General features: G+C 74.7%; 25 protein-coding genes. 14 read left to right on the plus strand and 11 right to left on the minus strand.

Annotation, left to right across the window (positions count from 1 at the left end; all coding sequences use genetic code 11):
* Positions 1 to 97: 97 nt before the first annotated feature.
* Both ACF07N_RS27160 and ACF07N_RS27165 read right to left on the minus strand, forming a co-directional pair.
* Positions 98 to 3,214, minus strand: a complete 3,117-nt coding sequence (locus ACF07N_RS27160) for a sacsin N-terminal ATP-binding-like domain-containing protein (RefSeq protein ID WP_392117710.1) — start codon at positions 3,212 to 3,214, stop codon at positions 98 to 100.
* A 244-nt stretch (positions 3,215 to 3,458) separates the two neighbouring features.
* Complete coding sequence (locus ACF07N_RS27165; protein WP_392117713.1) at positions 3,459 to 4,385, minus strand: DUF3027 domain-containing protein; 927 nt, start codon at positions 4,383 to 4,385, stop codon at positions 3,459 to 3,461.
* A gap of 251 nt (positions 4,386 to 4,636) precedes the next feature.
* Between ACF07N_RS27165 and ACF07N_RS27170 the strand changes: the two genes are divergently transcribed.
* The 4 genes from ACF07N_RS27170 (at position 4,637) to ACF07N_RS27185 (ending at position 8,148) form a co-directional block, all read left to right on the plus strand.
* Positions 4,637 to 6,070 carry an MFS transporter gene (locus ACF07N_RS27170; RefSeq protein WP_392117715.1) on the plus strand — a complete coding sequence of 478 codons (1,434 nt, stop codon included), beginning with the start codon at positions 4,637 to 4,639 and terminating at the stop codon, positions 6,068 to 6,070.
* Between the two features lie 62 nt (positions 6,071 to 6,132).
* Complete coding sequence (locus tag ACF07N_RS27175; protein WP_392117716.1) at positions 6,133 to 6,606, plus strand: DUF2771 domain-containing protein; 474 nt, start codon at positions 6,133 to 6,135, stop codon at positions 6,604 to 6,606.
* Positions 6,576 to 7,310: a futalosine hydrolase gene (locus tag ACF07N_RS27180; protein WP_392118073.1), complete on the plus strand. Its 735-nt coding sequence runs from the start codon at positions 6,576 to 6,578 to the stop codon at positions 7,308 to 7,310. Before ACF07N_RS27175 ends, ACF07N_RS27180 begins: the two co-directional genes overlap by 31 nt.
* Complete coding sequence (locus tag ACF07N_RS27185) at positions 7,300 to 8,148, plus strand: 1,4-dihydroxy-6-naphthoate synthase (RefSeq protein ID WP_392117718.1); 849 nt, start codon at positions 7,300 to 7,302, stop codon at positions 8,146 to 8,148. Before ACF07N_RS27180 ends, ACF07N_RS27185 begins: the two co-directional genes overlap by 11 nt.
* 3 nt (positions 8,149 to 8,151) lie before the next feature.
* On the opposite strand, the gene ACF07N_RS27190 is transcribed toward ACF07N_RS27185, so the two are convergent.
* Positions 8,152 to 8,535 carry a cold-shock protein gene (locus ACF07N_RS27190; protein WP_010035896.1) on the minus strand — a complete coding sequence of 128 codons (384 nt, stop codon included), beginning with the start codon at positions 8,533 to 8,535 and terminating at the stop codon, positions 8,152 to 8,154.
* Between the two features lie 162 nt (positions 8,536 to 8,697).
* Between ACF07N_RS27190 and ACF07N_RS27195 the strand changes: the two genes are divergently transcribed.
* Positions 8,698 to 8,946: a hypothetical protein gene (locus tag ACF07N_RS27195; protein ID WP_094055574.1), complete on the plus strand. Its 249-nt coding sequence runs from the start codon at positions 8,698 to 8,700 to the stop codon at positions 8,944 to 8,946.
* On the opposite strand, the gene ACF07N_RS27200 is transcribed toward ACF07N_RS27195, so the two are convergent.
* Together ACF07N_RS27200 and ACF07N_RS27205 are read right to left on the minus strand one after the other, a co-directional pair.
* A complete protein-coding gene (locus ACF07N_RS27200; protein WP_392117720.1) occupies positions 8,925 to 9,548 on the minus strand; it encodes an HAD family hydrolase in 624 nt (207 codons plus the stop codon). The two genes, ACF07N_RS27195 and ACF07N_RS27200, sit on opposite strands and share 22 nt — an antisense overlap.
* A gap of 42 nt (positions 9,549 to 9,590) precedes the next feature.
* Entirely contained in the window at positions 9,591 to 10,580 is a 990-nt protein-coding gene (locus ACF07N_RS27205; RefSeq protein ID WP_392117722.1) for a hypothetical protein, read from the minus strand.
* Between the two features lie 152 nt (positions 10,581 to 10,732).
* Here ACF07N_RS27205 and ACF07N_RS27210 point away from each other — a divergent pair, with 152 nt between their 5' ends.
* The 3 genes from ACF07N_RS27210 to ACF07N_RS27220 all read left to right on the plus strand — a co-directional run bounded on the left by ACF07N_RS27210 (position 10,733) and on the right by ACF07N_RS27220 (position 13,928).
* Positions 10,733 to 13,288, plus strand: a complete 2,556-nt coding sequence (locus tag ACF07N_RS27210; RefSeq protein WP_392117725.1) for a helicase-associated domain-containing protein — start codon at positions 10,733 to 10,735, stop codon at positions 13,286 to 13,288.
* A gap of 169 nt (positions 13,289 to 13,457) precedes the next feature.
* Positions 13,458 to 13,589, plus strand: coding sequence for a hypothetical protein (locus ACF07N_RS27215; protein WP_256984351.1), 132 nt, complete (start codon positions 13,458 to 13,460; stop codon positions 13,587 to 13,589).
* Positions 13,590 to 13,739: 150 nt separating this feature from the next.
* Entirely contained in the window at positions 13,740 to 13,928 is a 189-nt protein-coding gene (locus ACF07N_RS27220) for a hypothetical protein (protein ID WP_392117728.1), read from the plus strand.
* On the opposite strand, the gene istB is transcribed toward ACF07N_RS27220, so the two are convergent.
* On the minus strand, positions 13,906 to 15,114 hold the full coding sequence (istB, locus tag ACF07N_RS27225; RefSeq protein ID WP_392117731.1) for an IS21-like element helper ATPase IstB: 1,209 nt from the start codon (positions 15,112 to 15,114) through the stop codon (positions 13,906 to 13,908). The genes ACF07N_RS27220 and istB overlap by 23 nt on opposite strands.
* A 189-nt stretch (positions 15,115 to 15,303) precedes the next feature.
* Here istB and ACF07N_RS27230 point away from each other — a divergent pair, with 189 nt between their 5' ends.
* Entirely contained in the window at positions 15,304 to 16,947 is a 1,644-nt protein-coding gene (locus ACF07N_RS27230) for a DNA repair helicase XPB (protein ID WP_383335419.1), read from the plus strand.
* 15 nt (positions 16,948 to 16,962) lie between these two features.
* Here the strand turns inward: ACF07N_RS27230 and ACF07N_RS27235 are convergent, their stop codons facing one another.
* Complete coding sequence (locus ACF07N_RS27235) at positions 16,963 to 17,151, minus strand: hypothetical protein (RefSeq protein WP_392117734.1); 189 nt, start codon at positions 17,149 to 17,151, stop codon at positions 16,963 to 16,965.
* A 269-nt stretch (positions 17,152 to 17,420) separates the two neighbouring features.
* Here ACF07N_RS27235 and ACF07N_RS27240 point away from each other — a divergent pair, with 269 nt between their 5' ends.
* Complete coding sequence (locus ACF07N_RS27240; RefSeq protein ID WP_392117737.1) at positions 17,421 to 19,460, plus strand: HelD family protein; 2,040 nt, start codon at positions 17,421 to 17,423, stop codon at positions 19,458 to 19,460.
* Between the two features lie 14 nt (positions 19,461 to 19,474).
* Here ACF07N_RS27240 and ACF07N_RS27245 read toward each other — a convergent pair whose 3' ends face one another.
* Both ACF07N_RS27245 and ACF07N_RS27250 read right to left on the minus strand, forming a co-directional pair.
* Positions 19,475 to 20,167: a copper homeostasis protein CutC gene (locus ACF07N_RS27245; protein ID WP_392117740.1), complete on the minus strand. Its 693-nt coding sequence runs from the start codon at positions 20,165 to 20,167 to the stop codon at positions 19,475 to 19,477.
* Between the two features lie 109 nt (positions 20,168 to 20,276).
* The gene (locus ACF07N_RS27250; protein ID WP_392117743.1) at positions 20,277 to 20,957 is read right to left on the minus strand and encodes a maleylpyruvate isomerase family mycothiol-dependent enzyme; all 681 of its coding nucleotides are present in this window, start codon (positions 20,955 to 20,957) and stop codon (positions 20,277 to 20,279) included.
* Between the two features lie 47 nt (positions 20,958 to 21,004).
* On the opposite strand from ACF07N_RS27250, the gene ACF07N_RS27255 reads away from it, so the two are divergent.
* Positions 21,005 to 21,667 (plus strand): hypothetical protein, encoded by a 663-nt coding sequence (locus tag ACF07N_RS27255; RefSeq protein WP_392117745.1) that lies wholly within the window; start codon positions 21,005 to 21,007, stop codon positions 21,665 to 21,667.
* Between the two features lie 34 nt (positions 21,668 to 21,701).
* Positions 21,702 to 22,757: a GNAT family N-acetyltransferase gene (locus tag ACF07N_RS27260; protein WP_392118076.1), complete on the plus strand. Its 1,056-nt coding sequence runs from the start codon at positions 21,702 to 21,704 to the stop codon at positions 22,755 to 22,757.
* Here the strand turns inward: ACF07N_RS27260 and ACF07N_RS27265 are convergent.
* Together ACF07N_RS27265 and ACF07N_RS27270 are read right to left on the minus strand one after the other, a co-directional pair.
* Positions 22,727 to 23,014, minus strand: coding sequence for a DUF4031 domain-containing protein (locus ACF07N_RS27265; protein WP_392117748.1), 288 nt, complete (start codon positions 23,012 to 23,014; stop codon positions 22,727 to 22,729). The two genes, ACF07N_RS27260 and ACF07N_RS27265, sit on opposite strands and share 31 nt — an antisense overlap.
* A gap of 7 nt (positions 23,015 to 23,021) precedes the next feature.
* Positions 23,022 to 23,405, minus strand: a complete 384-nt coding sequence (locus ACF07N_RS27270; protein WP_392117751.1) for a hypothetical protein — start codon at positions 23,403 to 23,405, stop codon at positions 23,022 to 23,024.
* A 55-nt stretch (positions 23,406 to 23,460) separates the two neighbouring features.
* On the opposite strand from ACF07N_RS27270, the gene ACF07N_RS27275 reads away from it, so the two are divergent.
* Both ACF07N_RS27275 and murQ read left to right on the plus strand, forming a co-directional pair.
* Positions 23,461 to 24,387, plus strand: a complete 927-nt coding sequence (locus tag ACF07N_RS27275; RefSeq protein WP_392117754.1) for a MurR/RpiR family transcriptional regulator — start codon at positions 23,461 to 23,463, stop codon at positions 24,385 to 24,387.
* Positions 24,388 to 24,434: 47 nt separating this feature from the next.
* Entirely contained in the window at positions 24,435 to 25,367 is a 933-nt protein-coding gene (gene murQ / locus ACF07N_RS27280) for an N-acetylmuramic acid 6-phosphate etherase (protein WP_392117757.1), read from the plus strand.
* Positions 25,368 to 25,374 lie beyond the last annotated feature (7 nt).

Consider the following 25,374-nt stretch of genomic DNA (forward strand, 5'->3'; position numbering starts at 1 on the left):
CAGGCCGCTTGGTTGTACGACAGGTGAAAAATTTGTGCGGGAATTCTCGCCGGCCGGGTGAACGCCGTTCCCGGCCCGGCCGGATCCCGTCACCGGCTCAGTCGAACCACCGGTCCCGCGCCAACTCCTGTGTGCGGGACGGGTCCTCCAGCAGCGCCGCGACCTCGAACCGGCGCGGCCACTGCCCCGCCGCCCAGGCCAGCCCCGCGGCGACGCCCTCCAGGGTCGCGGCATGCAGGACGCCGTCGTCGGTGAGACGCCAGTCGATCTCCACGCCGTCCACGACGAGTTCGTCGTGCTCCACGTAGGAGGCCGGGGTGCGCGGGCCGAGCAGCACCCGCACCGGCTCGGGCACCTCGTGCTCGGCGCCCTCGGAGTCGATCCGCCCGGTGACCGACTCGCTCAGCCGCCGCACCTGGAACAGTTCGGCCAGGTCGGCGGCGCGCGACGGCCGTACCGGGAGCAGCGGGACGCCCTCGGTGAACGGCAGCAGGTCGGGCGAGTCGCACACCACGGCGTCGGCCGCGTCCACGACCTCCACCCGGCCGTCGACCACGGCCCGCAGCTCGTCCGGCAGGGTCACCTGCTCCGGGTCGAGCTCGGCCAGCGCGCCGTACAGGGCGTGCAGCCGGGCCTCCGTGACCTCCCGCTCGGGGTCGGCGAGCCGGTCGAGCAGCTCGGCGGCGCCGCCGGGCTCGTCCAGCAGCGCGGCGACCGAGGTGCGCACGCCCAGCGCGCGCAGCACCTGCTCGTCCTCGAAGCCGGTGGCGTCGGCCTCGTCGTAGAGGCCGCGCAGCAGCGGGTCGCCGCCGGCGGCGCGCAGGCCCGCGGGGCGGCGGCCGTCCAGCACCGGGTTCCCGCGCAGCCACCAGGCGGTGTAGGGGCGGACGACCTCGTGCGTGCCGTCGTGCAGCAGGATCCGCACGGGCTGCACGATCGCGTCCCGGAACGGCGGCCGGGACAGCAGCGCCAGCGCCTGCGCCCACTTGTCCTCGTCCACCAGGTCCAGGTCCCGCACGGCGACGATCTCGGTGGCGACCGGCGGCACGGGGCTGTCCGGGAAACGGTCGAGGACGTCCTCGCACCACACGTCGACGGCGTCCAGCAGGCCCGCGTCGTCGGGCTCGGCGAAGTCGCCCTCGCGGGGCTCCAGTTCGTCCGGGTCGAGGACGACGTCGGTGGCGCGGACGAGCGCGAAGTCCACCAGCACGCCACAGGCGGCCAGCGGCTGCTCGCCCCACTTCGCGGCCAGCTCGGCGTCCACGGCCGCCAGTTCGCCCTCGCGCATGACCTGCGCGAAGGGGCCACCGGGGAAGACCAGTTCGCAGGCCGGGGCCGGTTCGCCGTCCTCGTCGGGCAGGGCGAGCGCGCCGAGCCACGGCTCGTCCCCGGGTTCCAGGCCGGCGTCCCGCACCAGGGCGAGCACGGTGTCGGCCAGCTCCTCGGCGTCGAGGGTGTCGTCCTCCCAGTTGACCCCGCCCTCGTCGTCGAGCGACGCGGCGACGGCGGCCCGCACCTGCGGGGTGGTGAGGACGGCCCGCGGGGTCGCGGGCAGCGCGCCCAGCTTCTCCAGGATCGGGTGGGCGGCGTCCGGGTGGGCGACCTTCAGACCGAGCCGGGCCAGCACCTCCGGGTCGATACGGGCGCCGTCCGCGCCGGGCAGCAGCACCTGCCGGGGCCCGATGGTCGTCCGCCCGTCGGCCAGCGGCACCGGCAGACCGGACAGCCGGTCCGGGTCGACCCCGGCCAGGCTGTCGTAGAGCCGCCGCCACCACTCCGGGTCCTTCTCCAGGCCGGCCAGCCGGTCGATCGCGTCGGTCAGCGGAACCCGGGCGACCGCCAGGGTCCGCAGCTCCGGGCGGCGCTCCAGCCCGGCGGGCAGCAGGGTGGGCAGCACCTCGGCGAGGACCCGCACGGTGTCCGCGCCGGCGCCCTCGACGAGTTCGGCGTCCCGCGGACGCAGGGACTGCGGCAGGTCGTCGCCGTCCTGGGGCGGGACCGCCGGCGGCAGGAAGGAGGTGCGGGGCAGCCGCTCCAGGACGGCCAGGCGCAGGGCGCCGTCCAGTTCGCCCTTGCCGAGCGGTCCGGGCACGAGGTCGACGATCCCGGCGGACACCGGGCGCCAGTCGCCGAGCAGTTCGGCATAGGCGTCGGCCGCGCGCTGGACGAGGAAGTCGGTCAGCGGGCCGGGGGCGGCGTGCCGGCGGGTGGAGTCCAGCGGGAACGAGGCGATGAGCAGGGCGGGCACGCCGAGCGGTTCGTCGCTGGGGGTCGGGGCGTGCACGACCGGGGTGGTGCGCGGCCGGACCGGGCTGCCGTCGCTGTCGACGGGGACGGCCCAGGTGACGGACCAGTGGGGCCGCAGCCGCTCCTCGACGGGCCGGTCGGCCAGCAGGTCGGGCGTGAGCGGGCCGTTCGCCGCGGCGGTGCGCCAGTGGGTGACGCCCTCGGCGGAGTCGTCGACGACGGTGAAGGGGCCGTCGGTCCGCCGGGTGAGGGTGCGGGGCTCCTCGCCGCCGATCTCGACGACCACTTCCTCCAGGCCGGGCAGGGCGAGCAGCAGGGCGTCGTCGACGGCCCGCAGCAGCCGCTCGGCCAGATCGGCGGCGGCCGCGTCCCGCAGCGGCAGGATGACGGCGGTGTCGTACGGGTCGGGGGCGGTGCCCTCGGCGGCGAACGGCAGCCGCAGCAGCGGCACGTGCCCGTCCCGCCGCCGGATCTCGTCGCCGAGGCCGGGGCTGTGCCGGGCGGTGCCGGCGGCGAGTTCGCGCGCCTCGGCCAGGGACCAGCGGACCCCGCCGTGCCGGCCGACGACGGCGGGCTCGTCCGTCACGGACAGCACGGCGGCGAAGCCGACGCCGAACCGGCCGACCGAGGGCGTGTCCCGCTTGGCCGAGGCACGCAGCGTGGCCAGCGACTCGACGCCGGCCGCGTCCAGCGGGGCACCGGTGTTCGCGGCGACCAGCACCCCGTCGCGCAGGGTGAGCCGCAACCGCCCCGGGGCTCCGGCCCGGGCCGCGGCGTCGGCGGCGTTCTGGGCGAGTTCGACGACGAGCCGGTCCCGGTAGCCGCCGAGGACGAGGTCCTCCTCGGCGTTGGCGTCCTCGCGGAACCGGGCGGGGCTGGTGGCCCAGGCGTCCAGGACTCCGCGCCGCAGACGTGCCGTACCGAACGGGTCGGCACCTTCGGCGGCCGGACGCACGAACTTGCTCACGTTGACTCTCCTCATCGGCGGCGGGGGCCGTGAGGTCGAAGGTACCGCGCCCCGCGGGGGCCCCCGGACCAGGTGCGGGCGGCGTCCCGGCCACGGAGCGGCTCGTGCCGGGCGGCCGCGGGCGCGGCACCATGACGGCCTCGGCCGGACGTCACGGCCGCGCCCGGCGCGGGCGGAGACGGCGGCGACCGGCCGCCGGGGCGCGGCCGCGGCCCAGGGCCTGCCGGGAAGGGCCGGACGGGCCCTAGGAGTGCCCGAGCTCCGCCGTCGACTCGTCCTCGGTATCCGGCACGGAGCCCGAGTCGGACGCCGGGCGCAGCGGGAACGGGTCCACCCGCGTCTCGTCGATGACCGGTGGGGCCGGCTGCGGGGGGCGCGGCATGACGGCGGCCTCGGAGTGGCCGCCGCAGCCGTAGGCCAGGGAGACCATACGGCCGTCGGCCGGGGAGAACTCGTTGGCGCAGACGCCGAAGGCCTGCCCCAGGGAGCCGCCGACGGGCACGAGGAAGCCGCAGCTGACACAGGCGGCGGGGGCGGACTGGGCCATGGGCGTCTTGGGGCCGAACGCCTCCTCCCAGCGGTCGGCCGCGGTGTGCAGGCCGTAGCGGGACAGGACGCGGGCCCGGCGCATGCCCAGTTCCTCGGCGACCGCCGCGATGGAGCCGCGGGACGGCGTGACCGCCAGGCGGGACGGGGGCCCCTCGGTGACGTCCGCGTCCTCGGCCTCCACCAGGTCGGCCATCTCGTGGGAGACCGGCGAATCGGGCGCCGGCTCGTCCTCGCCCGAGTAGCCGGGCTCCAGGCGCAGGTCCTCGGCGTCCGTGGGCAGCAGGTCGCCCGGGCCCATGTCGCCGGGGCGCAGCCGCTCGCTCCACGGCACCCACTCGGGCGCGAGCACCGCGTCCGGGCCGGGCAGCAGCACCGCCTCGTCCACCGTGACGACCTTCGCGCGGGAGGCCCGGGCCACCGTCACGGCCCAGCGCCAGCCCCGGTAGCCGAGCTCGCGGCATGCGAAGAAGTGCGTGACAACGCGGTCGCCCTCGGAGACGACGCCCACGTGCTCACCGACGATCCCGGGCGCGGCGGCCTCCTCGGCTGCGGCCCGCGCGAGGTCGACGGCCTCGGCGCACAGACGGTCGGGGGTGCGGCTTCGCGTTGTCGCTGCGCTCACAGGTATCGCTTCTCTCCATACGCCGTCTCGAGTGCGCCACTCCCAGCGCCAAGGCGGGACGGAGCGGACCAGGGGACCGCGTCGACGTCCTTCATCCATTCTGCGGGATGGCTGAGATACGCACGCTACCCTTCCGCCCCACCGCGCGTACACCGACCGGTTCCACGAGCGACAACCCGGACAGTCACCCCACAGGCCCTATACAAGCGGTAATGGCACTACCCACAGCGTTCTCGGGGCACTATGACGTCGTGGCAGCCGCGAAGACGCCCCAGGACGCCACCGGGACCGGTGGGTCGAAAGGGGTCAAGGGAAGCAGCCGACCGAGCGGACCGGGCCGTGTGGGCGGCCCCCTCCGCGCGGTCGGCCGCGCCCTGCACTTCCCGGTGACCGGCACCGCCCGCGGCATCCGCAAGGCCACCCACGCGCACGGCGCCGGCGAGTCGGGCCTCGGCAAGCTGATCGAGCTGCACGGCGTGAACGGCGCCGGCGACGTGATGATCACCGTCGCGCTCGCCTCGACCGTCTTCTTCTCCGTCCCGACCGACGAGGCCCGCGGGCGCGTCGCGCTGTACCTCGCCATCACCATGGCGCCCTTCACGCTCCTCGCGCCGGTGATCGGCCCGCTGCTGGACCGCATCCCGCACGGCCGCCGGGCCGCGATGGCCGGGGCGATGCTGGCCCGGGCGCTGCTCGCGCTGGTGCTGTCGGGCGCGGTGGTCAGCGGCAGTCTGCAGTTGTACCCGGCCGCGCTCGGCGTGCTCGTCGCGTCGAAGGCGTACGGCGTGGTCAGAAGCGCCGTCGTGCCCCGGCTGCTGCCACCGCGCTTCTCCCTGGTGAAGGCCAACTCGCGCGTCACCCTCGGCGGGCTCCTCGCCACCGGCATCGCCGCGCCCATCGGCGCCGGGCTCCAGCAGATCGGCCCGCGCTGGCCCCTCTACGGCGCCTTCGTGATCTTCGTCGCGGGGACGGTGCTGTCGTTCACGCTGCCGCCGAAGGTCGACTCCGCCAAGGGCGAGGACCGGGCGCTGCTGGCGGCGGACGAACAGCACCTGCACGGACCGCACCGCAAACCGGTCAAGCGCCCCGGACTGCGCACCGTCGGCCCGGCCGTCACCCACGCCCTGGGCGCCAACGCCGCCATCCGCTGCCTCACCGGCTTCCTGATCTTCTTCCTCGCCTTCCTGCTGCGCGAGCACCCGATCTCCGGCCAGAGCGCCGCCGTGTCGCTGGGGATAGTGGGCGTCTCGGCGGGCGCGGGCAACGCGCTCGGCACGGCCGTCGGGGCGTGGCTGCGCTCCCGGGCGCCGGAGATCATCATCGTGACGGTCGTGGCGTGCGTGCTGGGCGCGGCGATCACGGCCGCGGTGTTCTTCAGCGCGGTGCTGGTCGCCGGCCTGGCCGCGATCGCCGGCTTCGCCCAGGCCCTGGCCAAGCTGTCCCTGGACGCGCTGATCCAGCGGGACGTGCCCGAACTGGTCCGCACCTCGGCCTTCGCCCGCTCCGAGACGCTGCTGCAGATGTCCTGGGTGCTGGGCGGGGCGGTCGGCATCGCCATGCCGCTCAACGGCACGCTGGGGCTCGCGGTGGGGGCGGCGATCGTCGGCACCGGGTGGCTGACGACCGTGCGCGGACTGGTCGGCTCGGCGCGGCGCGGGGGCTCGGGACGGGCGCGTGTGGCGTAACCACGCGGTCACGTCACACCCCGCGTGGGAGCTCCGCCCGGCAGGCCCGATAGCCTTCCGCCATGAACACGTTGCAATCCGCTGTGCGACGCCGCCGCGCCGTCGCCGTCGCCGGTGTCGTATCCGCCGGACTGCTCGTCCTGTCGGCCTGTGACAAGCCGACGCCGATGGCCACGGTGACCGTGGGCAGCGACTCGGTGAACACCGAGGCCACCTGTGGTGGCGAGGGCGACGCCCTGAAGCAGTCCGACCTCTCGCGATGCCTGAAGGACAACGGCATCCAGAGCATCTCCGTCGACCCGGACGAGACCGTCCGCTTCGGTGTCGACCCGGAGATCGCCGACAAGGGCTGGACGATCCTGATGAACGGTCAGCCGCTGACCGACGCCAGCAAGAAGACGTACCGCACCATTCCGGGCAGCGTGTTCTTCAACGCCCAGTACGGGGCGCAGGGCAACTCGACGCTGGTCTCCATCAAGGAGGGCGACAAGGAGCCGTCGGGGCTCTGGAACTTCAAGCTCAAGAAGGACGCCTGATCACTGCCGCCGGGCCCGGCCGGGTGCTGGTCGCCACCGCGGTTCCCGTGGAGCGGGACGCGGTGGTGGCGGGTCTTCCGGCCGCCCAGGCCGGTGGCGAGGCCGGCGAGGCCCCGCTCGACGTGATCGCCGCCGGTGTGGGGCCCGCGTCGGCCGCCGCCTCCACCGCCTCCGCCCTCACCGCCGCCGCCCTGCGGGGCAGGCCCTACGGCCTCGTCGTGTCCGCCGGGATCGGGGGCGGGTTCCAGCCGGACGCGCCCGTGGGGTCGCTGGTCGTCGCCGACGAGGTCGTCGCGGCCGATCTGGGGGCGGAGACCGGGGACGGGTTCCTGCCGGTGACCGAGCTGGGGTTCGGGACCGTCCGGCACCGGACGCCGCCGGAGCTGGTGCGGCGGGTCGCCGAGGCCACCGGGGCGAGGGCCGGGGCCGTGCTCACGGTGTCCACCGTGACCGGGACGGCCGCCCGTGCCGCCGCCCTCCGTGAGCGGCACCCCACCGCCCTCGCCGAGGCCATGGAGGGCTTCGGGGTCGCCGAGGCCGCCGTCGCGCAGGGCGTGCCCGTGCTGGAGATCCGGGCGATCTCCAATCCGGTCGGCCCCCGGGACCGGGACGCCTGGCGCATCCCCGACGCCCTGGCGGCCCTGACCGAGGGGTTCGGGAAGCTCGTGCCCGTACTGGAGGGTTGGAACCGGCATGACCGCTGAACAGCTGCAGATCGCGTACTCCCCCTGCCCGAACGACACCTTCGTCTTCCACGCCCTGGCCCACGGCCGCGTCCCCGGCGCCCCCGCGCTGGACGTGACCTTCGCCGACATCGACCTCACCAACGCCATGGCCGAGCGCGGCGAGTACGACGTGCTGAAGGTGTCGTACGCCGTGCTGCCGTACGTGCTGGACGACTACGCGCTGCTGCCCTGCGGGGGCGCGCTCGGGCGGGGCTGCGGGCCGCTGGTGCTGACCCGCGAGGCCGGTGCCGACCTCACCGGGCGGACCGTCGCCGTGCCGAGCGAGAAGTCCACCGCGTACCTGCTGTTCCGGCTGTGGGCCGCGGACACCCTGGACGGCGGGGTCGGCGAGATCGTCGTCATGCCGTTCCACGAGATCATGCCGGCCGTGCGGGACGGGAAGGTCGACGCGGGGCTCGTGATCCACGAGGCGCGCTTCACCTACCGGAACTACGGGCTGCACAAGCTCGCCGACATGGGCGAGCACTGGGAGCACACCACCGGGCTGCCCATCCCGCTCGGCGCGATCATCGCCAGGCGGTCGCTGGGCGAGGAGCGGCTGCGGCTGCTCGCCGACTCCGTCCGGGCGTCGGTGCGGGCCGCGTGGGAGGACCCCGAGGCGTCCCGGCCGTACGTCATGGAGCACGCCCAGGAGATGGACCCGGCCGTGGCCGACCAGCACATCGGGCTGTACGTCAACGAGTTCACGGCCGACCTCGGCGAGGACGGCTACGCCGCCGTACGCGGGCTGCTGACGCGCGCGGCGGCCGAGGGGCTCGTCCCGCCCCTCGGCCCGGACGCGCTGCGGTTCCCCTGAGGCTCAGACGTCCAGCTGGTCGGCGACCGCGCGCAGCAGACCCGCGATCTTCTTCCCGGCGGTCTTCTCGGGGTAGCGGCCGCGCTCCAGCATCGGCGTGATGTTCTCCAGGAGCGTGGTCAGGTCCTGGACGATCGAGGCCAGTTCGTCGGGCTTCTTGCGGGTCGCCGCGGCGACGGACGGGGTCGGGTCCAGGATCGTCAGGGACAGCGCCTGGTCGCCGCGCTGTCCGGCCACGACGCCGAACTCGACGCGCTGTCCCGGCTTGAGCGTCTCGACTCCGGCGGGGAGGACCGAGGAATGGACGAAGACGTCACCGCCGTCGTCGCGGGAGAGAAAGCCGAAGCCCTTCTCGCTGTTGAACCACTTGACCTTGCCGGTAGGCACGTCTGTCCTCGTCCTCGTACTCGTCGGAAAACTGCTTCTGAAACGGCTCTTGATAGCACTCGGGCGGGTCGTACGACCCGCCGGTACCAAGGCTAATGCTCTTGCAGCCCGTGACAAGACGTCACCGGGTTGTTCCTTCGCGCTGGGAACTACCCTGGTCGGGTGCGTGACAAAACCCAAACGAATTCCGCCGCGCCCGGTGACCGCCTGGTCCGTGCCGGAGCCGTCGTCTTCTTCATCGGTGCCGTGGCCACACTGGTCACGGTCGCCCCGTTGTTCCTCGGGACGACGCCCTTTCCGACGTACATGTTCGGATTGAGCATGCTCATGGCGGTCGGATTCCTGATGGCCGGTGCGGGCGTGCTGCGTTCCGTCTCGGCCGGCCGGCGTCAGGCGCGCGCGGGGCGGTAGTCCGAAAGCCACCCGGGGAATTCGCCCAAGCCGGTCAGGACGACGTCCGCGCCCGCCGCGCGCAGTTCCTCCGGGGAGCAGGGGCCGGTGGCCACCGCGACGGAGAGCGCCCCGGCCGTGCGGGCACCGCGGACGTCCCCGACGTGGTCGCCGACGTAGACGGCCGCGTCGTGCTCGCGCAGGGCCTCGGCCTTCTGCTCGGCCCACAGGTCGCCGATGACCGCGTCGGGCTCCAGGCCCAGGTGGGCGAGGTGCAGCTTGGCGTTCGGCTCGTACTTGGCGGTGACGACGATGGCCCGCCCGCCGGTCCGCCGTACGGCCGCGATGGCCTCCCGGGCGCCGTCCAGCGCCGGGGTCGCCGCGATGGCGATCGTCGGGTACATCGACCGGTACAGGTCCGCCACGGCCTCGACCTCCTCGGCCGGGAACCAGTTGACCAGCTCCTCGGCGAGCGGCGGCCCGAGCCGGGTGACCGCCAGGTCGGCGTCGATGTACGTCCCCGTCCGCTCGGACAGCGCCTGGTAGCAGGCGCGGATGCCGGGGCGGGAGTCGATGAGGGTCATGTCCAGGTCGAAACCGACGGTGAATGCCATATGGGTCATTGTGCCCAGCCGGTGCGCACGGCAGACGCCCGCCCGGGACGGCTAACGACGGCGCTGGGAGCGCCACACCAGGAACAGCGCCGACGTCACCGCCGCGCCCCGCACCACCCAGGGCCAGGTCTGCCCCACCGCGGCGTTCATCGCGCCCTCGGCGATCGGCTCGCCCCAGCGGCCGTTCATCCGTCCCCACAGCCACACCAGGCCCGCCGCCACGGCCGTACCGGGCAGGATCACCACCGCCCACTTCGTCTCCGCCGGGGAGAGCCGGCGTGAGGCGTAGGCGATGAGCCAGCCGAGGAGCAGGACGAACCAGTTGCCGAGGACGGCGCCCGCGACGAGGAGGACGGCGGCGCCCAGCAGCAGCGGGTTGTTCCAGCTTCCGGCGGCGGGCAGGCCCGGGAGACGGCGGCGGCCCTTCTTCCCGGTCTCCGCCACCGGCTCGGCCGCCTCGACGGCGGGTGCGGGCGCCTTCTCCGGCTCGGCCTTCCGCTGCGGCGGGGGTTTCAGCAGGTCCGGCAGCTCCACCCCGCCGACGAAACCGGGCACCTCGTCGCCCACGCCGAAGGGGCTGCTGTCGACCCGCCACCAGTCCGGCTGGACCGCGCTGTCGCCGAGCTCGTGCCCGGCGGCCAGGTGCGGCGGGGCCGGGCCGTCGGAGGGCGCGGGCTGCGCCTGCTCGGCGGGCCGCGCCGGGCGGGGCCGCGGCACGACGCGCCGCACCACCCCCTTGGGCCGCTCCTTCCCCTGCGGTTCGCGGTCGGGCTGCACGGGGACGGCGGCCGGGGCGGTGGCCTGCGGCTGCCGCCCGTCGGCCGCGGCCGCTACGACCTCGTCGGGGCTGCCCAGGCGGGTCAGGATGCGGCGGACGGCGGCGGGCGAGTCGACGGTGGCCCTGGCGCGGCGCCGGTCGATCTCGTTGCGCAGGTCCGCGACCAGGCGCATGCGGGTGGCCGACGACAGCTGCTGTTGCTGGGCCACGTCGCCGACGCGGCTCAGATACTCGTAAACGACCTGGTCGCTCTCAATCCCCACGAAGTCCCCTCCGGGGCGGGTGCGTTGCGTGACGCCGTCGGACGACGGTACCGCGCGGACCGGCGCGGCTTCCAAAAGCCCGTGGGGTGTTCGGGTGCGAGCCCGCGCACAGTGGGCCCGGCCGCCGGAGGCGACCCGCTACCGTGGACCGGATGAGCACCGAGGACAGGCCCGTGGCCCCCCGCTCCCTGGCGGAAGCGCTCCGCGCGCGGGGCGACGCCGCGCTGGGCGCGCTGCTGCGCAGCCGACCGGACCTCATCACGCCCGTGCCCACCGACCTCACGCAGCTCGCGACCCGCGCCGGCACCCGCGCCTCGGTGGTGCGGGCCCTGGAGCGGCTCGACCGGTTCACGCTGCAGACGGCGGAGGCGCTGGCCGTGGCGGCGGACCCGGCGGCCTACGACGAACTGCTCGGGCTCATGGCGGGCGACGCGGCCGACCCGGCCGTGGTGGCGGCCCTCCCGCACGCCCTGGGCACCTTGCGCGAGCAGGCCCTGGTGTGGGGCGGCGACGACCGGCTGCGACTGGTCCGCACCGCCCGTGAGCTGCTGGCGCCCTCGCCGCAGCACCCCTCCCCGACGGGGCTCGGCCCGACGGTGCAGGAGGCCACCTCGGGCATGTCCCCGGGGCGGATCCAGGAGATCGTCGCGGCGGCCGGGCTGCCCACCACCCACGACCCGGTCTCCGCGGTGACCGCCCTGACCGGGCTGTTCGGCGACCGCGCGCGGATGGCGGCGCTGCTCGCGCAGGCCCCGGCCGACTCCCTGGAGGTGCTGGAGCGGCTGGTGTGGGGGCCGCCGTACGGGCAGGTCACGGCCGATCCGGCGCCCCGGCTGCGCTGGCTGCTGGACCGTGGGCTGCTGCTGCCGACCGCGCCCGGGACGGTCGTCCTGCCGCGCGAGGTGGCGCTGCACCTGCGGCGCGGCCTGGCCCACCGGACGCCCGAGCCGGTGCCGCCCGCGGTGGAGGTGGCCGCGGGCCACCGTCCACAGGTTGTGGACAGCACGGCGGCCGGGCAGGCGTACACCGCCCTCGCGACCGTCGAGGAGCTGCTGAAGGACTGGGACGAGGGCGGTCCGGCGGTGCTGCGGGCCGGGGGCCTGAGCGTGCGGGACCTGAAGCGGACCGCCGTCGCGCTGGACGTGCCGGAGCCGGTGGCCGCGTTCTGGGTGGAGCTGGCGTACGCGGCGGGTCTGATCGCCTCCGACGGGGAGGCCGACGAGCGCTACGCGGCGACCCCCGCCTACGACGAGTGGCGCGAGCAGCCGCCCGCCGAGCGCTGGTCGGTGCTGGTCACGGCGTGGCTCACGGTGACCCGGACGGCCGGCCTGGTCGGCGGGCGGGACGCGAAGGACCGGACGCTGTCCGCGCTCGGGCCGGGCCTGGACCGGTCGGCGGCCCCGGAGGTGCGGCACCGGGTGCTGGCCCTGCTGGCCGCGCTGCCGGAAGGGGCCGCGCCGGACCCCGAGTCGGTGCTGGCCCGGCTGCGCTGGGAACGCCCGCTGCGCGGCGCGCGGCCCGAGGACGACCTGCGCGGCCGGCTCGCCCGCTGGACGCTGTCCGAGGCGGAGCTGCTCGGCGTCACCGGCCGGGGCGCGCTGTCGGCCCACGGCCGGGCCCTGCTGGGCGCGCCCCCGGCTCCCGCCCAGGGCCCGGAGACGGGACCCTCGGGCCCGGCGGAGTCCTCGGGGCCGGGGGACAAGCTGCCCGTCCACCACCACCGCCCCGCCCCGCCGACGCCCCTGTCCCCGGCCGAGCAGGCCGTCGCCTCGGCCGCGGCGGCCCGGGTCCTCGCGCCGCTGCTGCCCGAGCCGCTGGACCACGTGCTGCTCCAGGCCGACCTCACGGCGGTGGCGCCCGGGCCCCTGGAGCGGCCGCTGGCCGACATGCTGGGCGTGCTGGCGGACGTGGAGTCCAAGGGCGGGGCCACCGTCTACCGGTTCACGCCCGGGTCGGTACGGCGCGCCCTCGACGCCGGCCGCACCGCCGCCGACCTGCACGCCTTCCTCGCCGAGCACTCCCGTACGCCGGTGCCGCAGCCGCTGTCGTACCTCATCGACGACGTCGCCCGCAGGCACGGGCAGCTGCGCGTGGGGGCGGCCTCGGCGTACGTGCGCTGCGACGACGACGCGATGCTGGGCGAGATCCTCGCCGACAAGCGGGCCGCCTCCCTGGGGCTGCGCCGGCTCGCCCCGACCGTGCTGGCCGCGCAGGCCGATCCGGCGGGGCTGCTGGAGGGGCTGCGGGCGATGGGGTTCGCGCCGGCCGCCGAGTCCGCCGAGGGCGATGTGCTGATCACCCGTGCCCTGGCCCGCCGCACCCCGCCGCGCTCCGCGCCCGAGCCGGTCCCGGACGGCCCGCCCGTCCCCGACGACACCCTGCTCGCGGCGGCGCTGCGCGCCATCCGCGCGGGCGACCTCGCCTCCACCGCGCCGCGCAAGCCCGGCACGGTCCCGGCCGCCGACGGGGAGCTGCCGCGCACGGGCTCCGCCGAGACCCTCGCGACGGTGCAGGCCGCCGTCCTGACCGGCGAGGCCCTGTGGATCGGCTACGTCAACGCCGAGGGCGCCGCCAGCCAGCGGGTCATCGCCCCCATCCGCGTGGAGGGCGGATTCGTCACGGCCTACGACCACACCGCGGACGAGGTCCGTACGTATCCGCTGCACCGGATCACCGGGGTCGCGGAGCTGGCGGACGACGGGGACTGACGGCCCGCCGCCGGGCCTCTCACCCGTTCGGGTGCACGACGGCGTTCATGCACGCCACGCCGGGGATGTCCCACCCTCGGGCGACCTTGCCGTACCCGCCGCATCACGCGGGGTGCCGGGGGGCAGCCACGGGGTGTCCCTGTGAGCGCTGTCGAAAGGAACTCCCCGCATGCGCGCTGTTCGCCGAGTCGCCGCCGTCCTGGCCACCGCCGCCCTGATGACGTTCGGGGGGCTGGCCACCCCGGCCGCCGCGGTCAGTATCGATGTCGCCGGACTCGTCCTGGAGACGCCGCAGATCTGACCGCCCCCGCGCGCCCGTCGGGCCGGTCCCGTCCGCGGGCCGGCCCGGGGCGGTCGCGTCCGCGGGCCGGCCGTGGGCGGTCGCGTCCGCCGCTGGGCCGGAAAGGTCCCGTCCGTCGTCCCGGAGCCGTCTCAGAAAGGCACTGTCCGCATGCGTGAAAAGCTGCCCGCCGCCGCCCTCGCCGCCGTCGCCCTCGTGACCGCGCTCGCGCCGTCCGCGGCGGCGGCCGGGGCGCTGCCCCTGCCGTTGCCGGCCGCCGGGCCCGAGTCGCTGGTCACCGAAGGGGTCACCGTCGAGGGCCCGTTGATCCAGAACGTCAGTCTGCCCACACTCCGGTAGCCCCCCGGGTCCGGTAGCTCTCGCCGTCGAGCCGCACGATCTCGGCGTGGTGGGCGAGGCGGTCGGTCAGCGCCGGCGCGGACGCGCCGAAGACCTCGTGCCAGCGGCCGAGGGGGCGGTCGCTGGTGACGATCAGGGAGCCGCGCTCGTAGCGGTGGGCGACCAGCCGGAAGAAGAGCCCGGCGGTGTCCGGGTCGAAGGGCGTGTAGCCGACCTCGTCGACGATCAGGAGGGGGTGTTCGTCGAGCGCGGCCAGCTCCGCGTCGAGCCGCCCGGCCGCCCGCGCGTCGGTCAGCCGGGCGGCCCACTCGGCCGCGGTCGCGAACAGCACCCGGTGCCCGGCCCGGCAGGCCCGCACGCCGAGGGCGACGGCCAGGTGGGTCTTGCCGGTGCCGGTCGGGCCGACGAACACCACATTGCGCCGGGCCGCGACGAACTCCGCCTTGCCGAGCCGGGCCACCGTCTCCCGGTCGAAGCCCCGCGGGTGCCGTTCGTCGAAGTCCTCCAGGAGCTTGCGGGAGGGAAAGCCGGCGGCGCGGATCCGGGCCTCCGCCTCGCCGTCCGGGTCGGGCTGCCGGGGCACGGCCGGGGTCTCCGCCGCCGTCTCGGGCCGGGGCTCGGGGAGGTGGTCGTGCCGGGGGTGTTCCACGGGGGTCCGGGCGGCGTGCCCGCGGTCGCCGTGCGCGGCCATCGGCCCGGACATGTACGCGAGGATCGCCGCCGAGAAGATGAACGCCATGTGGATCACGGTCCCCCACAGCAGGGCGTGCTGCGAGGTGTGGTGCACGTCCACGAACATCTGGAGCAGATGGACCGACGAGATGCCCACGATGGCCGTGGCGAGCTTGACCTTCAGCACGTTGGAGTTGACGTGCGAGAGCCATTCGGGCTGGTCGCGGTGGCCCTGGAGGCCGATGCGGGAGACGAACGTCTCGTAGCCGCCGACGATCACCATGATCAGCAGGTTGGCGATCATGACGACGTCGACCAGCTTCAGGACGGCGAGCATGACGTACGTCTCGGTGGCGTGGCCGCCCACGCACATGAGGATTAAGGTCCACAGCTCCTTGAAGAACTTGTAGACGTAGACGCCCTGGGCGGCCACCAGCCCGAAGTACAGCGGGGCCTGGAGCCAGCGGGTGGCGAACAGGGCGTATCCGAGCGTGGTGGTCGGCGGGTTCTGCACCTGCGCCATTCTTCGGGGCCGTCATGGAAAAACTGAATTCACACCACACGTTGGGATGAATAGGCATTCAGTACGACCGGAGCCCTTCCGGGGACGTCCACGTCACACCACCGCACGCGGACGATCAGGCACACTGGACGTTTGGCCGAGCACTCGTGCCAGGGTGCTGCCTCCAGAAAGGGACCCGCGTTGAACGGACCTCTCATCGTCCAGTCCGACAAGACCCTGCTCCTGGAAGTCGACCACGAGCAGGCCGACGACTGCCGCCGGGCCATCGCGCCGTTCGCGGAGCTGGAGCGGGCACCGGAGCACATCCACACCTACCGGGTGACCCCGCTGGGCCTGTGGAACGCGCGCGCGGCCGGGCACGACGCGGAGCAGGTCGTGGACGCGCTCGTGCAGTACAGCCGCTACCCGGTGCCGCACGCGCTGCTGGTCGACGTCGCCGAGACGATGGACCGCTACGGCCGTCTCACCCTGTCCAAGCACCCGGCGCACGGCCTGGTCCTGACCACGACCGACCGCCCGGTGCTGGAGGAGGTGCTGAAGTCCAAGCGGATCGCGCCGCTGGTCGGCGCCCGGATCGACCCGGACACGGTCGCCGTGCACCCCTCCGAGCGGGGACAGATCAAGCAGACGCTGCTCAAGCTGGGCTGGCCGGCCGAGGACCTCGCCGGGTACGTCGACGGCGAGGCGCACGCGATCGAGCTGGCCGAGGACGGCTGGGCACTGCGGCCGTACCAGAAGCAGGCCGTCGAGAACTTCTGGCACGGCGGGTCCGGGGTCGTGGTGCTGCCCTGCGGCGCCGGCAAGACCCTGGTCGGCGCCGGGGCGATGGCGCAGGCCAAGTCGACCACCCTGATCCTCGTCACCAACACGGTCTCGGCCCGGCAGTGGAAGCACGAGCTGGTGAAGCGGACCTCGCTCACCGAGGACGAGATCGGCGAGTACAGCGGGACGAAGAAGGAGATCCGGCCCGTCACGATCGCCACGTACCAGGTGCTCACGACCCGGCGGAAGGGCGTCTACCCGCACCTGGAGCTGTTCGACTCGCGGGACTGGGGGCTGATCCTCTACGACGAGGTGCACCTGCTGCCCGCGCCGGTGTTCAAGTTCACCGCCGACCTCCAGGCGCGGCGGCGGCTCGGGCTGACGGCGACCCTGGTCCGGGAGGACGGGCGCGAGTCGGACGTGTTCTCGCTGATCGGGCCGAAGCGGTTCGACGCGCCGTGGAAGGAGATCGAGGCGCAGGGCTACATCGCGCCCGCCGACTGCGTGGAGGTCCGGGTCAACCTGACGGACTCCGAGCGGCTCGCGTACGCCACGGCCGAGACGGAGGAGAAGTACCGCTTCTGCGCGACGACCGCGACCAAGCGGAAGGTCACGGAGGCGATCGTGCGCCGCTTCGCCGGGCAGCAGATCCTGGTGATCGGCCAGTACATCGACCAGCTCGACGAGCTGGGCGAGCACCTCGGGGCGCCCGTGATCAAGGGCGAGACGTCGAACGCGCAGCGGGAGAAGCTCTTCGACGCCTTCCGCCAGGGCGAGATCAGCGTGCTGGTGGTGTCCAAGGTCGCGAACTTCTCGATCGACCTGCCGGAGGCGACGGTGGCGATCCAGGTCTCGGGCACCTTCGGCTCCCGGCAGGAGGAGGCCCAGCGCCTCGGCCGGGTGCTGCGGCCCAAGTCGGACGGCCACCAGGCGCACTTCTACTCGGTGGTCGCCCGGGACACGATCGACCAGGACTTCGCCGCGCACCGGCAGCGCTTCCTGGCTGAGCAGGGGTACGCGTACCGGATCATGGACGCGGACGAGCTGCTCGCGGAGAGCTGAGACCGGCCCGGCCGCTCACTTGCGGCGGACCAGGCCGGCTTCCTCTCCGTACTCACCGAGGACGATCACCTCGAAGGCGGCGCCCGCGAAGACCCGGACGGCGCGCAGGGCGTCGCCGAGGCGGTGGCGGTGACTGCCGGAGACGGCGGTGGCGCCGGGCGGGCGGCCCGGTGCCGGGGCGGGGTGGATGGTTGCTGCGCTCATGTCTCCATGGTGCGTTTCGTCCCGTAAGACCCGCGTCGGTCCCGGGGCCGAACCTCGCGGGGGCGCGCGTACGTCCCGGGGCGGACACGGGCCCCTCGGGAGGAGGGCGGCGTCCCCTAGGGGACGAGAAAAGCGTTGGCGCCCGCCGCCCGCATTCACCTAGGATCTCCGCTCTTGCCCGCCTCCCTCGACGGAGCGCGGCCGACCGGACGGAAACCGGCCGGCATCCCACCGCCCTTTCCCAGCAGGTCCCTTCCGGAGGCACTCCCTTGTCCACGCCCGTCGACGACCCGCTCGCGCGTGAGCGCTCCCACCTCGCCGCGTCCCGTTCCGCCCTGCGCGCCATGCGCGAGGACGTCGAAGCCCTCGACATCCGGGACGTCACCGCGAACTGGGTCAACGCCGCAGCCCTCGCCCACCAGATCGACGAGCGCATCAAGGCGCTGGCCGACCTCAGCGACACCCCGCTGTTCTTCGGCCGGCTCGACTACCTGCACGCGCCGGGCAGCGAGCGGGCCGAGGGCGCCGAGGGCGAGCGCTTCTACATCGGGCGGCGGCATGTGCACGACCACGACGGCGACCCCATGGTCATCGACTGGCGCGCCCCGGTCTCACAGCCGTTCTACCGGGCCTCCAAGAAGGACCCGATGGACGTCGCGCTGCGCCGCCGCTTCGGCTACACGGGCGGTGAGCTCACCGCCTACGAGGACGAGCACCTGTCGGACCCCACGGAGGCGGCCCGCACCAGCAAGCTGCTCCAGCAGGAGATCGAACGGCCGCGCGTCGGCCCGATGCGGGACATCGTCGCGACGATCCAGCCCGAGCAGGACGAGATCGTGCGCTCGGGGCTGTCCGGCACGGTGTGCGTGCAGGGCGGCCCCGGCACGGGCAAGACCGCCGTCGGCCTGCACCGGGTCGCCTACCTGCTCTATGCCCACCGCGAGCGCCTCGCCCGGACCGGCACGCTGGTCATCGGGCCGAACCGGTCCTTCCTGCACTACATCGAGCAGGTGCTGCCCGCGCTGGGGGAGCTGGCCGTCCAGCAGGCCACCGTCGAGGACCTGGTGGCACACGTCGAGATCAGGGGCACCGACGACGCGGCGGCCGCGGTCGTCAAGGGCGACGCCCGCATGGCCGAGGTGCTGCGCCGGGCGCTCTACTCCCACGTCACGCCGCCCACGGAGCCGGTCGTGGTGGTGCGCGGCTCGCGCCGCTGGCGGGTTCCGGCGTACGAACTGGAGGACATCGTCCGGGAGTTGCTGGACCGCGACATCCGTTACGGCGCCGCCCGCGAGGCCCTGCCGCAGCGCATCGCGCACGCCGTGCTGGTGCAGATGGAACGCTCCGGGGAGGCTCCCGACGACCGGGTGCAGGACGCGGTGGCCCGCAACAGTGCGGTCAAGGCGGCGGTCAAGGCGATCTGGCCGCCCGTCGACCCGGCGAAACTCGTGCTGCGGCTGCTGTCGGACCCGGAGTTCCTCGCGGCACACGCGGAGGGGGTCCTCGAGGCGGACGAGCAGAAGGCGATCCTCTGGGCGAAGCCTGCGCGCAGTGTGAGGTCGGCCCGGTGGTCGACGGCGGACGCCGTCCTGATCGACGAGGCCACGGACCTGGTCCAGCGCACGCACTCCCTCGGGCACGTCGTCCTCGACGAGGCGCAGGACCTCTCCCCCATGCAGTACCGGGCGGTGGGCCGCCGCTGCACCACGGGCAGCGCGACGGTCCTCGGCGACCTGGCGCAGGGCACGACGCCGTGGGCGACACGCAGCTGGGAGGAGGCGCTGACCCACCTGGGCAAGCGGGACGCCGTGATCGAGGAGCTGACGGCCGGTTTCCGCGTCCCGACGGACGTCATCAGCTACGCCTCACGCCTGCTGCCGCACATCGCGCCGGGCCTCACGCCCGTGGTGTCGATCCGTGAGAACCCGGGCCACTTCGAGGTCCGCCCGGTCTCCGGCACCGCCGACGTGGTCACCGCCTGCCGCGAGTCGCTGCGCCACGAGGGTTCGACGGGCCTGATCGCGGCGGACGCCCGCGTCCCCGCACTGGCCGAGGCCCTCAAGGACGCCGGCATCCCGTACCTGGGCCCCGGCGAGGAGACCACCCGCGAGACCCGCCTGACCCTGGTCCCGGCGTCCCTGGCGAAGGGCCTGGAGTACGACTACGTGGTCCTGGACGAGCCCCGCGCGGTGGTCGACGGCGAACCGGACGAACGCACGGGCCTGCGCCGCCTGTACGTGGCCCTGACCCGGGCGGTCTCGGGCCTGACGGTGACCCACGCGGCCGCCCTGCCGGAGCAGCTCGGGTAAGCGCCGGGCACCCGTCAGGAACCGTCCACCGCGGCCCGCCACTCCGCCACGGCCCCGGCCGACACCGGCTCGTCCCATCCCCCGGGACGAGCCGCACCGCCGACGTGGAACCCGTCGACCCCGGCCTTGCGCAGCACCGGCACGTGGTCGAGCCGCAGCCCGCCCCCGACCAGCAGCCGCTGCCCGTACCCCGGCTCCCCGGCCCGCCCGGCCTCCGCCAGCAGCACGGGCAGCCCGTCGTCGACCCCGGCCGCCGACCCGGCCGTCAGGTACGTGTCGAGCCCCGGCATGCCGTCCAGCTGCTTGCGCAGGGCGTCCCGGTCGGCGGCCCGGTCGATGGCCCGGTGGAACGTCCAGGGGCACCCGTCCAGCGCCGCCACCACGCGTTCCACGGCCGCCAGGTCCACCGCGCCCCCGTCGTCGAGGAAGCCCAGCACGAACTCCTCGGCCCCGGCCTCCCGCAGTTCCGCCGCGGCACCGGCGAGCCGGTCGACGTCCCCGGCCGCGAATCCGTCCGCCAGCCGGATCATCACCCGCAGGGAGATGTCCACGGCACGCCGGATCCCGGCGACGGTGGCGGCCGACGGGGTGAGTCCGTCGGCCGCCATGTCGGTGACCAGCTCGAGGCGGTCCGCGCCTCCCTCCTGGGCGGCGACCGCGTCCTCGACGCCGAGGGCGATCACCTCCAGGACTGCACGCTTGCTCATGGGGCCCCTTCGTCGGCACGGCGTCGGCGTTCGATGACAGGTCTAGTCCAATCAAAGACTACGCTGCCCACTCCGGCCGGCTCCCAAGCACCCTCCGGGGCCCGGCTCGTCACCCGTAGATGTTCAGCTCGGCCGCCTCGACGCCGGCCAGCTCGAAGGCGGGCACGCCGTCCACCGGCCGCCCGGTGTACAGCCGCACCAGGGTCGGCCCGTCCCCGATGAACCGCCCCGGGGGCCGCTCGCCGCCGCTCTCGCCCAGCCGCAGCGGTTCGTCCAGGTCGTCGAGGTCGGCGTGGAGCGGCACGTGCCCCCGCTCACGGGTGAGGCGCGCCAGCAGGGCGAGCGCGTCCGGCAGCCCGGCCCCGCCGTACGCGCCCGGTTCCCCGAGGGCCTCGCGCACGTCACCGGCGTGCACCCACTCCCCCAGGGCGAGGCCGTCCAGCTTCCCGTCCGCTCCGGCGATCACCGGCCCGGCCTCGGTCATCCCGCGCTCCAGCTCGTCGACGACGCGCGCGTCGCTCCAGCCGGCCCGCTCGGCGATGTCCCGGTCGTTGGACCCGGGCGAGAACGCGCCCGGTTCGAACCGGCCCTGCGCCACCCGCGTCAGGGCGGCCGAGCAGTGCGCCAGCACGTCCCGCACCGTCCAGCCCGGGCACGCGGCGACGGGCCGCGCGAAGTCCTCCCCGGCCCTGCCCCGCAACAGCGGGATCAGCGCGTCACGCTCGATCGTGAGCAGCCGCCCGGGCTGCTCGGGGTCCCGTACGTCATGCACATCCGCAGGAGTCGTCATGCACCCCACGCTAGGTGCCCCGCCCGGGTCGGCGGGAGAATGACCCCATGGCCGATCTCGACACCCTGCGCATCCGTTTCGCCCGCGCCCTGGAAGCGGCCCGGGGCCCGGCGGACGGCCCGGATCCGGCGCCGTACGCCGAGAACCTGCTCACCCGCTGGCGGGAACCGCAGCGCCGCTACCACACGGCCGGGCACCTCGCGGCGGTCCTGGACCGCGTCGACGACCTCCAGGAGTACGCGCGGGACCCGGACGTGGTCCGGCTGGCGGCCTGGTTCCACGACGCGGTCTACCTGCCCGACCGCTCCGAGAACGAGGAGCGCTCCGCCCGGCTCGCCGAACGGGCCCTTGCCGAGGCCGGTGTCCCGGACGCGAAGACGGCCGAGGTGGCCCGTCTGGTCCGGCTGACCGTCACGCACGACCCGGCGGACGACGACCCCGACGGCCAGGTCCTGTGCGACGCCGACCTGGCGGTCCTGGCCTCGCCGCCGTCGGCGTACGCGGCGTACACGGCAGCGGTCCGCGAGGAGTACCACTTCGTCCCGAACGACGCCTTCCGCGCGGGCCGGGCCGCGATCCTGCGCCAACTGCTCGGCCTGCCGCGGCTGTTCAGGACGCCGTACGGGGCGGAGCACTGGGAGGCGACGGCCCGGTACAACCTGTCCTCGGAGCTGGAAATGCTGTCGCTCACGCCCCTGGAACCCTCGTAGCCTGCCCCTCATGTGGACAACGGGCGCGGAGCAGGTGGAGCAGGCCGTCGACGAGTGCGTCGGGCTGCTGGGGACGGTCACCGGGCGGGACTGGCACGGGCCCCGGGCCGGACGGCTGGAGTGGAGCTGCCGGGAGGCCGCCGAGCACATCGCGGACGATCTGATCGCGTACGCCGGGCAGTTGGCGGGGCGGGAGTCCGAGGCCTACAGCCCGTTCGAGATCTCGCTGGAGGAGGGGACCGACAACGCGGGCGTGCTGCGGGTGATCGGCGCGACGGGCACGCTGCTGGCCGCCGCCGTCCGGACCACCCCGCCCGAGGTGCGGGCCTTCCACCCGTATCCGTTCCGCAGCGCGAACCGCGAGGGGTTCGCCGCCATGGGCGTGGCCGAGGTGCTGCTGCACACCCACGACATCGCCGAGGGACTCGGCGTCACGTACGAGCCCGACCCGGCGCTGTGCGACTTCGTGCTGCGCCGGATCTTCCCGCACGTCCAGCCGGGCCCCACACCGTGGCGCACCCTGCTGTGGGCGACCGGCCGCGGCGAGCTGCCCGGCCGGCCGGCCCTGACCGAGTGGCGGTGGAGCAACAACCTGGTGATCGACGCGGAACGGCTCACCCTCCAGGGCGTCACCCCGGCGGCGGCCGCCGATCTGTCCACGGTCGGCGACGGCGGCTTCGCGTGGCTCGGCGGAGCGCCGGCCGACGGCACCCGGGTCGGGGCCGGGCTGGTGTACAAGCAGTACGAGGACGGCGTCCACCGGCCGGAGTGGGGGATGTACGCGCTGGTCCGCCGCGAGGACGGCCGCGCGCTCGGCGCCATGGGGTTCCACGGCGTCCCGGACGAGGCGGGCCGGGTGGAGATCGGTTACGACCTCGTGGCGGCGGCCCGGGGCCACGGCTACGCCACCGAGGCCCTGCGCGCGCTGTCCGCCTGGGCCCTGGACCGGCCGGAGACACGGGTCGTCGTCGCCGTCGTCGAGCGGGGCAACCGGCCCTCGCAGAACGTCCTGGCGCGGGCCGGTTTCACCCGGGTCGCCGCGGATCCCGAGCACCTGACCTACGAACTGCGCGCCTCCGGCGACCGGTAGCTCCCCTTGCGCCGCCGCAGCCCCGAGCCGTGCAGCAGCCGCACCACCTCGCGGCTGCTGACCTCCACGGCCCCGGCCCGCACCACCTCCGCGTACCGCTGGGCGGGGATGTCGTAGTGGTCGCGTTCGAAGGCGCGGCGGGGCACGCCCACGCGGGCGGCGAAGGCGTGGAGCTCGTCGTAGGAGACGTCGCTGACCAGGTGGGACCAGAGGCGGCCGTGGCCGGGCCAGGTGGGCGGGTCGATGTAGATCGTCACGCCGGCCTCACGAGGACGCCGGCCCGCCGAGGGCCTCGCCGAGCGAGCCCACCGCCGCGACCTTCACCCCGGCCTCGGTGCACACCCAGTGCGGGTCGGGGCCCAACTCCGGTTCCACGTCGAGCGCGTGCGGCCCGCCCGTGCCGCACACCGGGCACAGCGGCCAGCGGCCGTACCGCTCCAGCAGGGCGTCCTGGACGTCCTGCGCGACCAGGCCGGCGACGAACTGCGCGCCCTCCGGCCACTGCTCGACCCACCACCGCCGCTGGGTGACGGACTCCTCCACCAGCGACACGACGTCGGCGTCCGCGACGCGTCCGGCGACCAGGTCGGCGAGCACGAGGGCGCGCGCGGCGTGCAGCGTCTGCTCCAGGGGGCTGATGGGGTCCATGCCCCCATTGTGCGCACTCTTGACCGCGACGCCGAGCCGAAAATATCTTTCAGGGGTGACCCAACGAGTGAAGGAAATTTTCGCGCGGGAGCGTGGCGGCCCGGGCGGCACCCCGCCCGCCCCCGCCGCCCTGGCGGCCAAGGTCCGCACGCTCGCCCCGTCGATGACGCGCTCCATGCAGCGCGTCGCCGAGGCCGTCGCCGGCGACCCGGCCGGCTGCGCGGCCCTCACGGTCACCGGCCTGGCCGAGCTCACCGGCACCAGCGAGGCGACCGTCGTACGCACCGCCCGGCTGCTGGGCTATCCGGGTTACCGGGACCTGCGTCTGGCCCTCGCCGGCCTCGCCGCGCAGCAGCAGTCCGGCCGCGCCCCGGCCATCACGACGGACATCGCGGTGGACGACCCGATCTCCGACGTGGTCGCCAAGCTCGCCCACGACGAGCAGCAGACCCTCGCCGACACCGCCGCCGCGCTCGACACCGTCCAGCTGGGCGCGGCCGTCACCGCCCTGGCCGGCGCCCGCCGCACCGACGTGTACGGGGTCGGCGCGTCCGGGCTCGTCGCCCAGGACCTCACCCAGAAGCTGCTGCGCATAGGGCTGATGGCGCACGCCCACAGCGACCCGCACCTGGCGGTCACCACCGCCGTGCAACTGCGCGCGGGCGACGTCGCGATCGCCATCACGCACTCCGGCTCGACGGGGGACGTCATCGAGCCGCTGCGGGTGGCCTTCGAGCGCGGGGCGACGACGGTGGCGATCACCGGCCGCCCGGACGGCCCGGTCACGCAGTACGCCGACCACGTCCTGACCACCTCCACCGCGCGCGAGAGCGAGCTGCGCCCCGCGGCCATGTCGTCCCGGACGGGGCAGCTCCTCGTGGTGGACTGCCTGTTCGTGGGAGTGGCGCAGCGGACGTACGACACGGCGGGGCCGGCGCTGTCGGCGTCGTACGAGGCGCTGGCCCACCGGCACCGCTCCTGAGGCAGCCGCCCCGCACCGCACCGGAAAGACACGGAAATGAGCCGTCCATGACCTCCACCTCCAACCCCCGTGACGTACGAGCCGAGTTGGAGTCCCTCACCACCGAGGCCTTCCGGCCGGACCGGGCGGACATCGACCGGCTGCCCACGCTGGAGATCGCGCGGCTGATGAACGGCGAGGACGCGACCGTCGCCGGGGCGGTCGCGGAGCGGCTGCCCGAAATCGCCGCCGCGATCGACGCCGTGGCGCGGCGGATGGCCCGGGGCGGCCGCCTCCTCTACGCGGGCGCCGGCACGGCGGGCCGGATGGGCGTCCTGGACGCCTCCGAGTGCCCGCCCACCTTCAACACCGACCCCTCCCGGGTCGTCGGCCTGATCGCGGGCGGCCCGGGGGCCCTGGTCACCTCGGTCGAGGGCGCGGAGGACTCCCCGGAGCTGGCCCGTGCCGATCTGGAGCCCCTCGGCCCGGCCCCCGACGACACGGTGGTCGGCATCTCGGCGTCCGGCCGCACGCCCTACGCCCTCGGCGCGGTCGAGTACGCCCGCGCCCGCGGCTGCCTCACCGTCGGCCTGTCCTGCAACCCGGGCAGCCCGCTCGCGGCCGCCGCCGACCACGGCATCGAGATCGTCGTCGGCCCCGAACTGCTCACCGGCTCCACCCGGCTGAAGGCGGGCACGGCACAGAAGCTCGTCCTGAACATGCTGTCGACGATCACGATGATCCGGCTGGGCAAGACCTACGGGAACCTGATGGTCGACGTCCGCGCCTCCAACGACAAACTCCGCGCCCGCTCCCACCGCATCGTCGCCCTCGCCACCGGCGCCGGTGACGAGGAGATCGAACGGGCCCTGGCCGCCACCGACGGCGAGGTGAAGAACGCGATCCTGACGATCCTGGCCGGCGTGGACGGCCCGACGGCGGCCCGCCTGCTGGAGGAGTCCGGCGGACACCTGCGGGCGGCCCTGGAGGCCCGGTCGTAGGACCCGC

It is taken from the genome of Streptomyces sp. NPDC015242 (assembly GCF_043079125.1).
Taxonomy (GTDB): domain Bacteria; phylum Actinomycetota; class Actinomycetes; order Streptomycetales; family Streptomycetaceae; genus Streptomyces.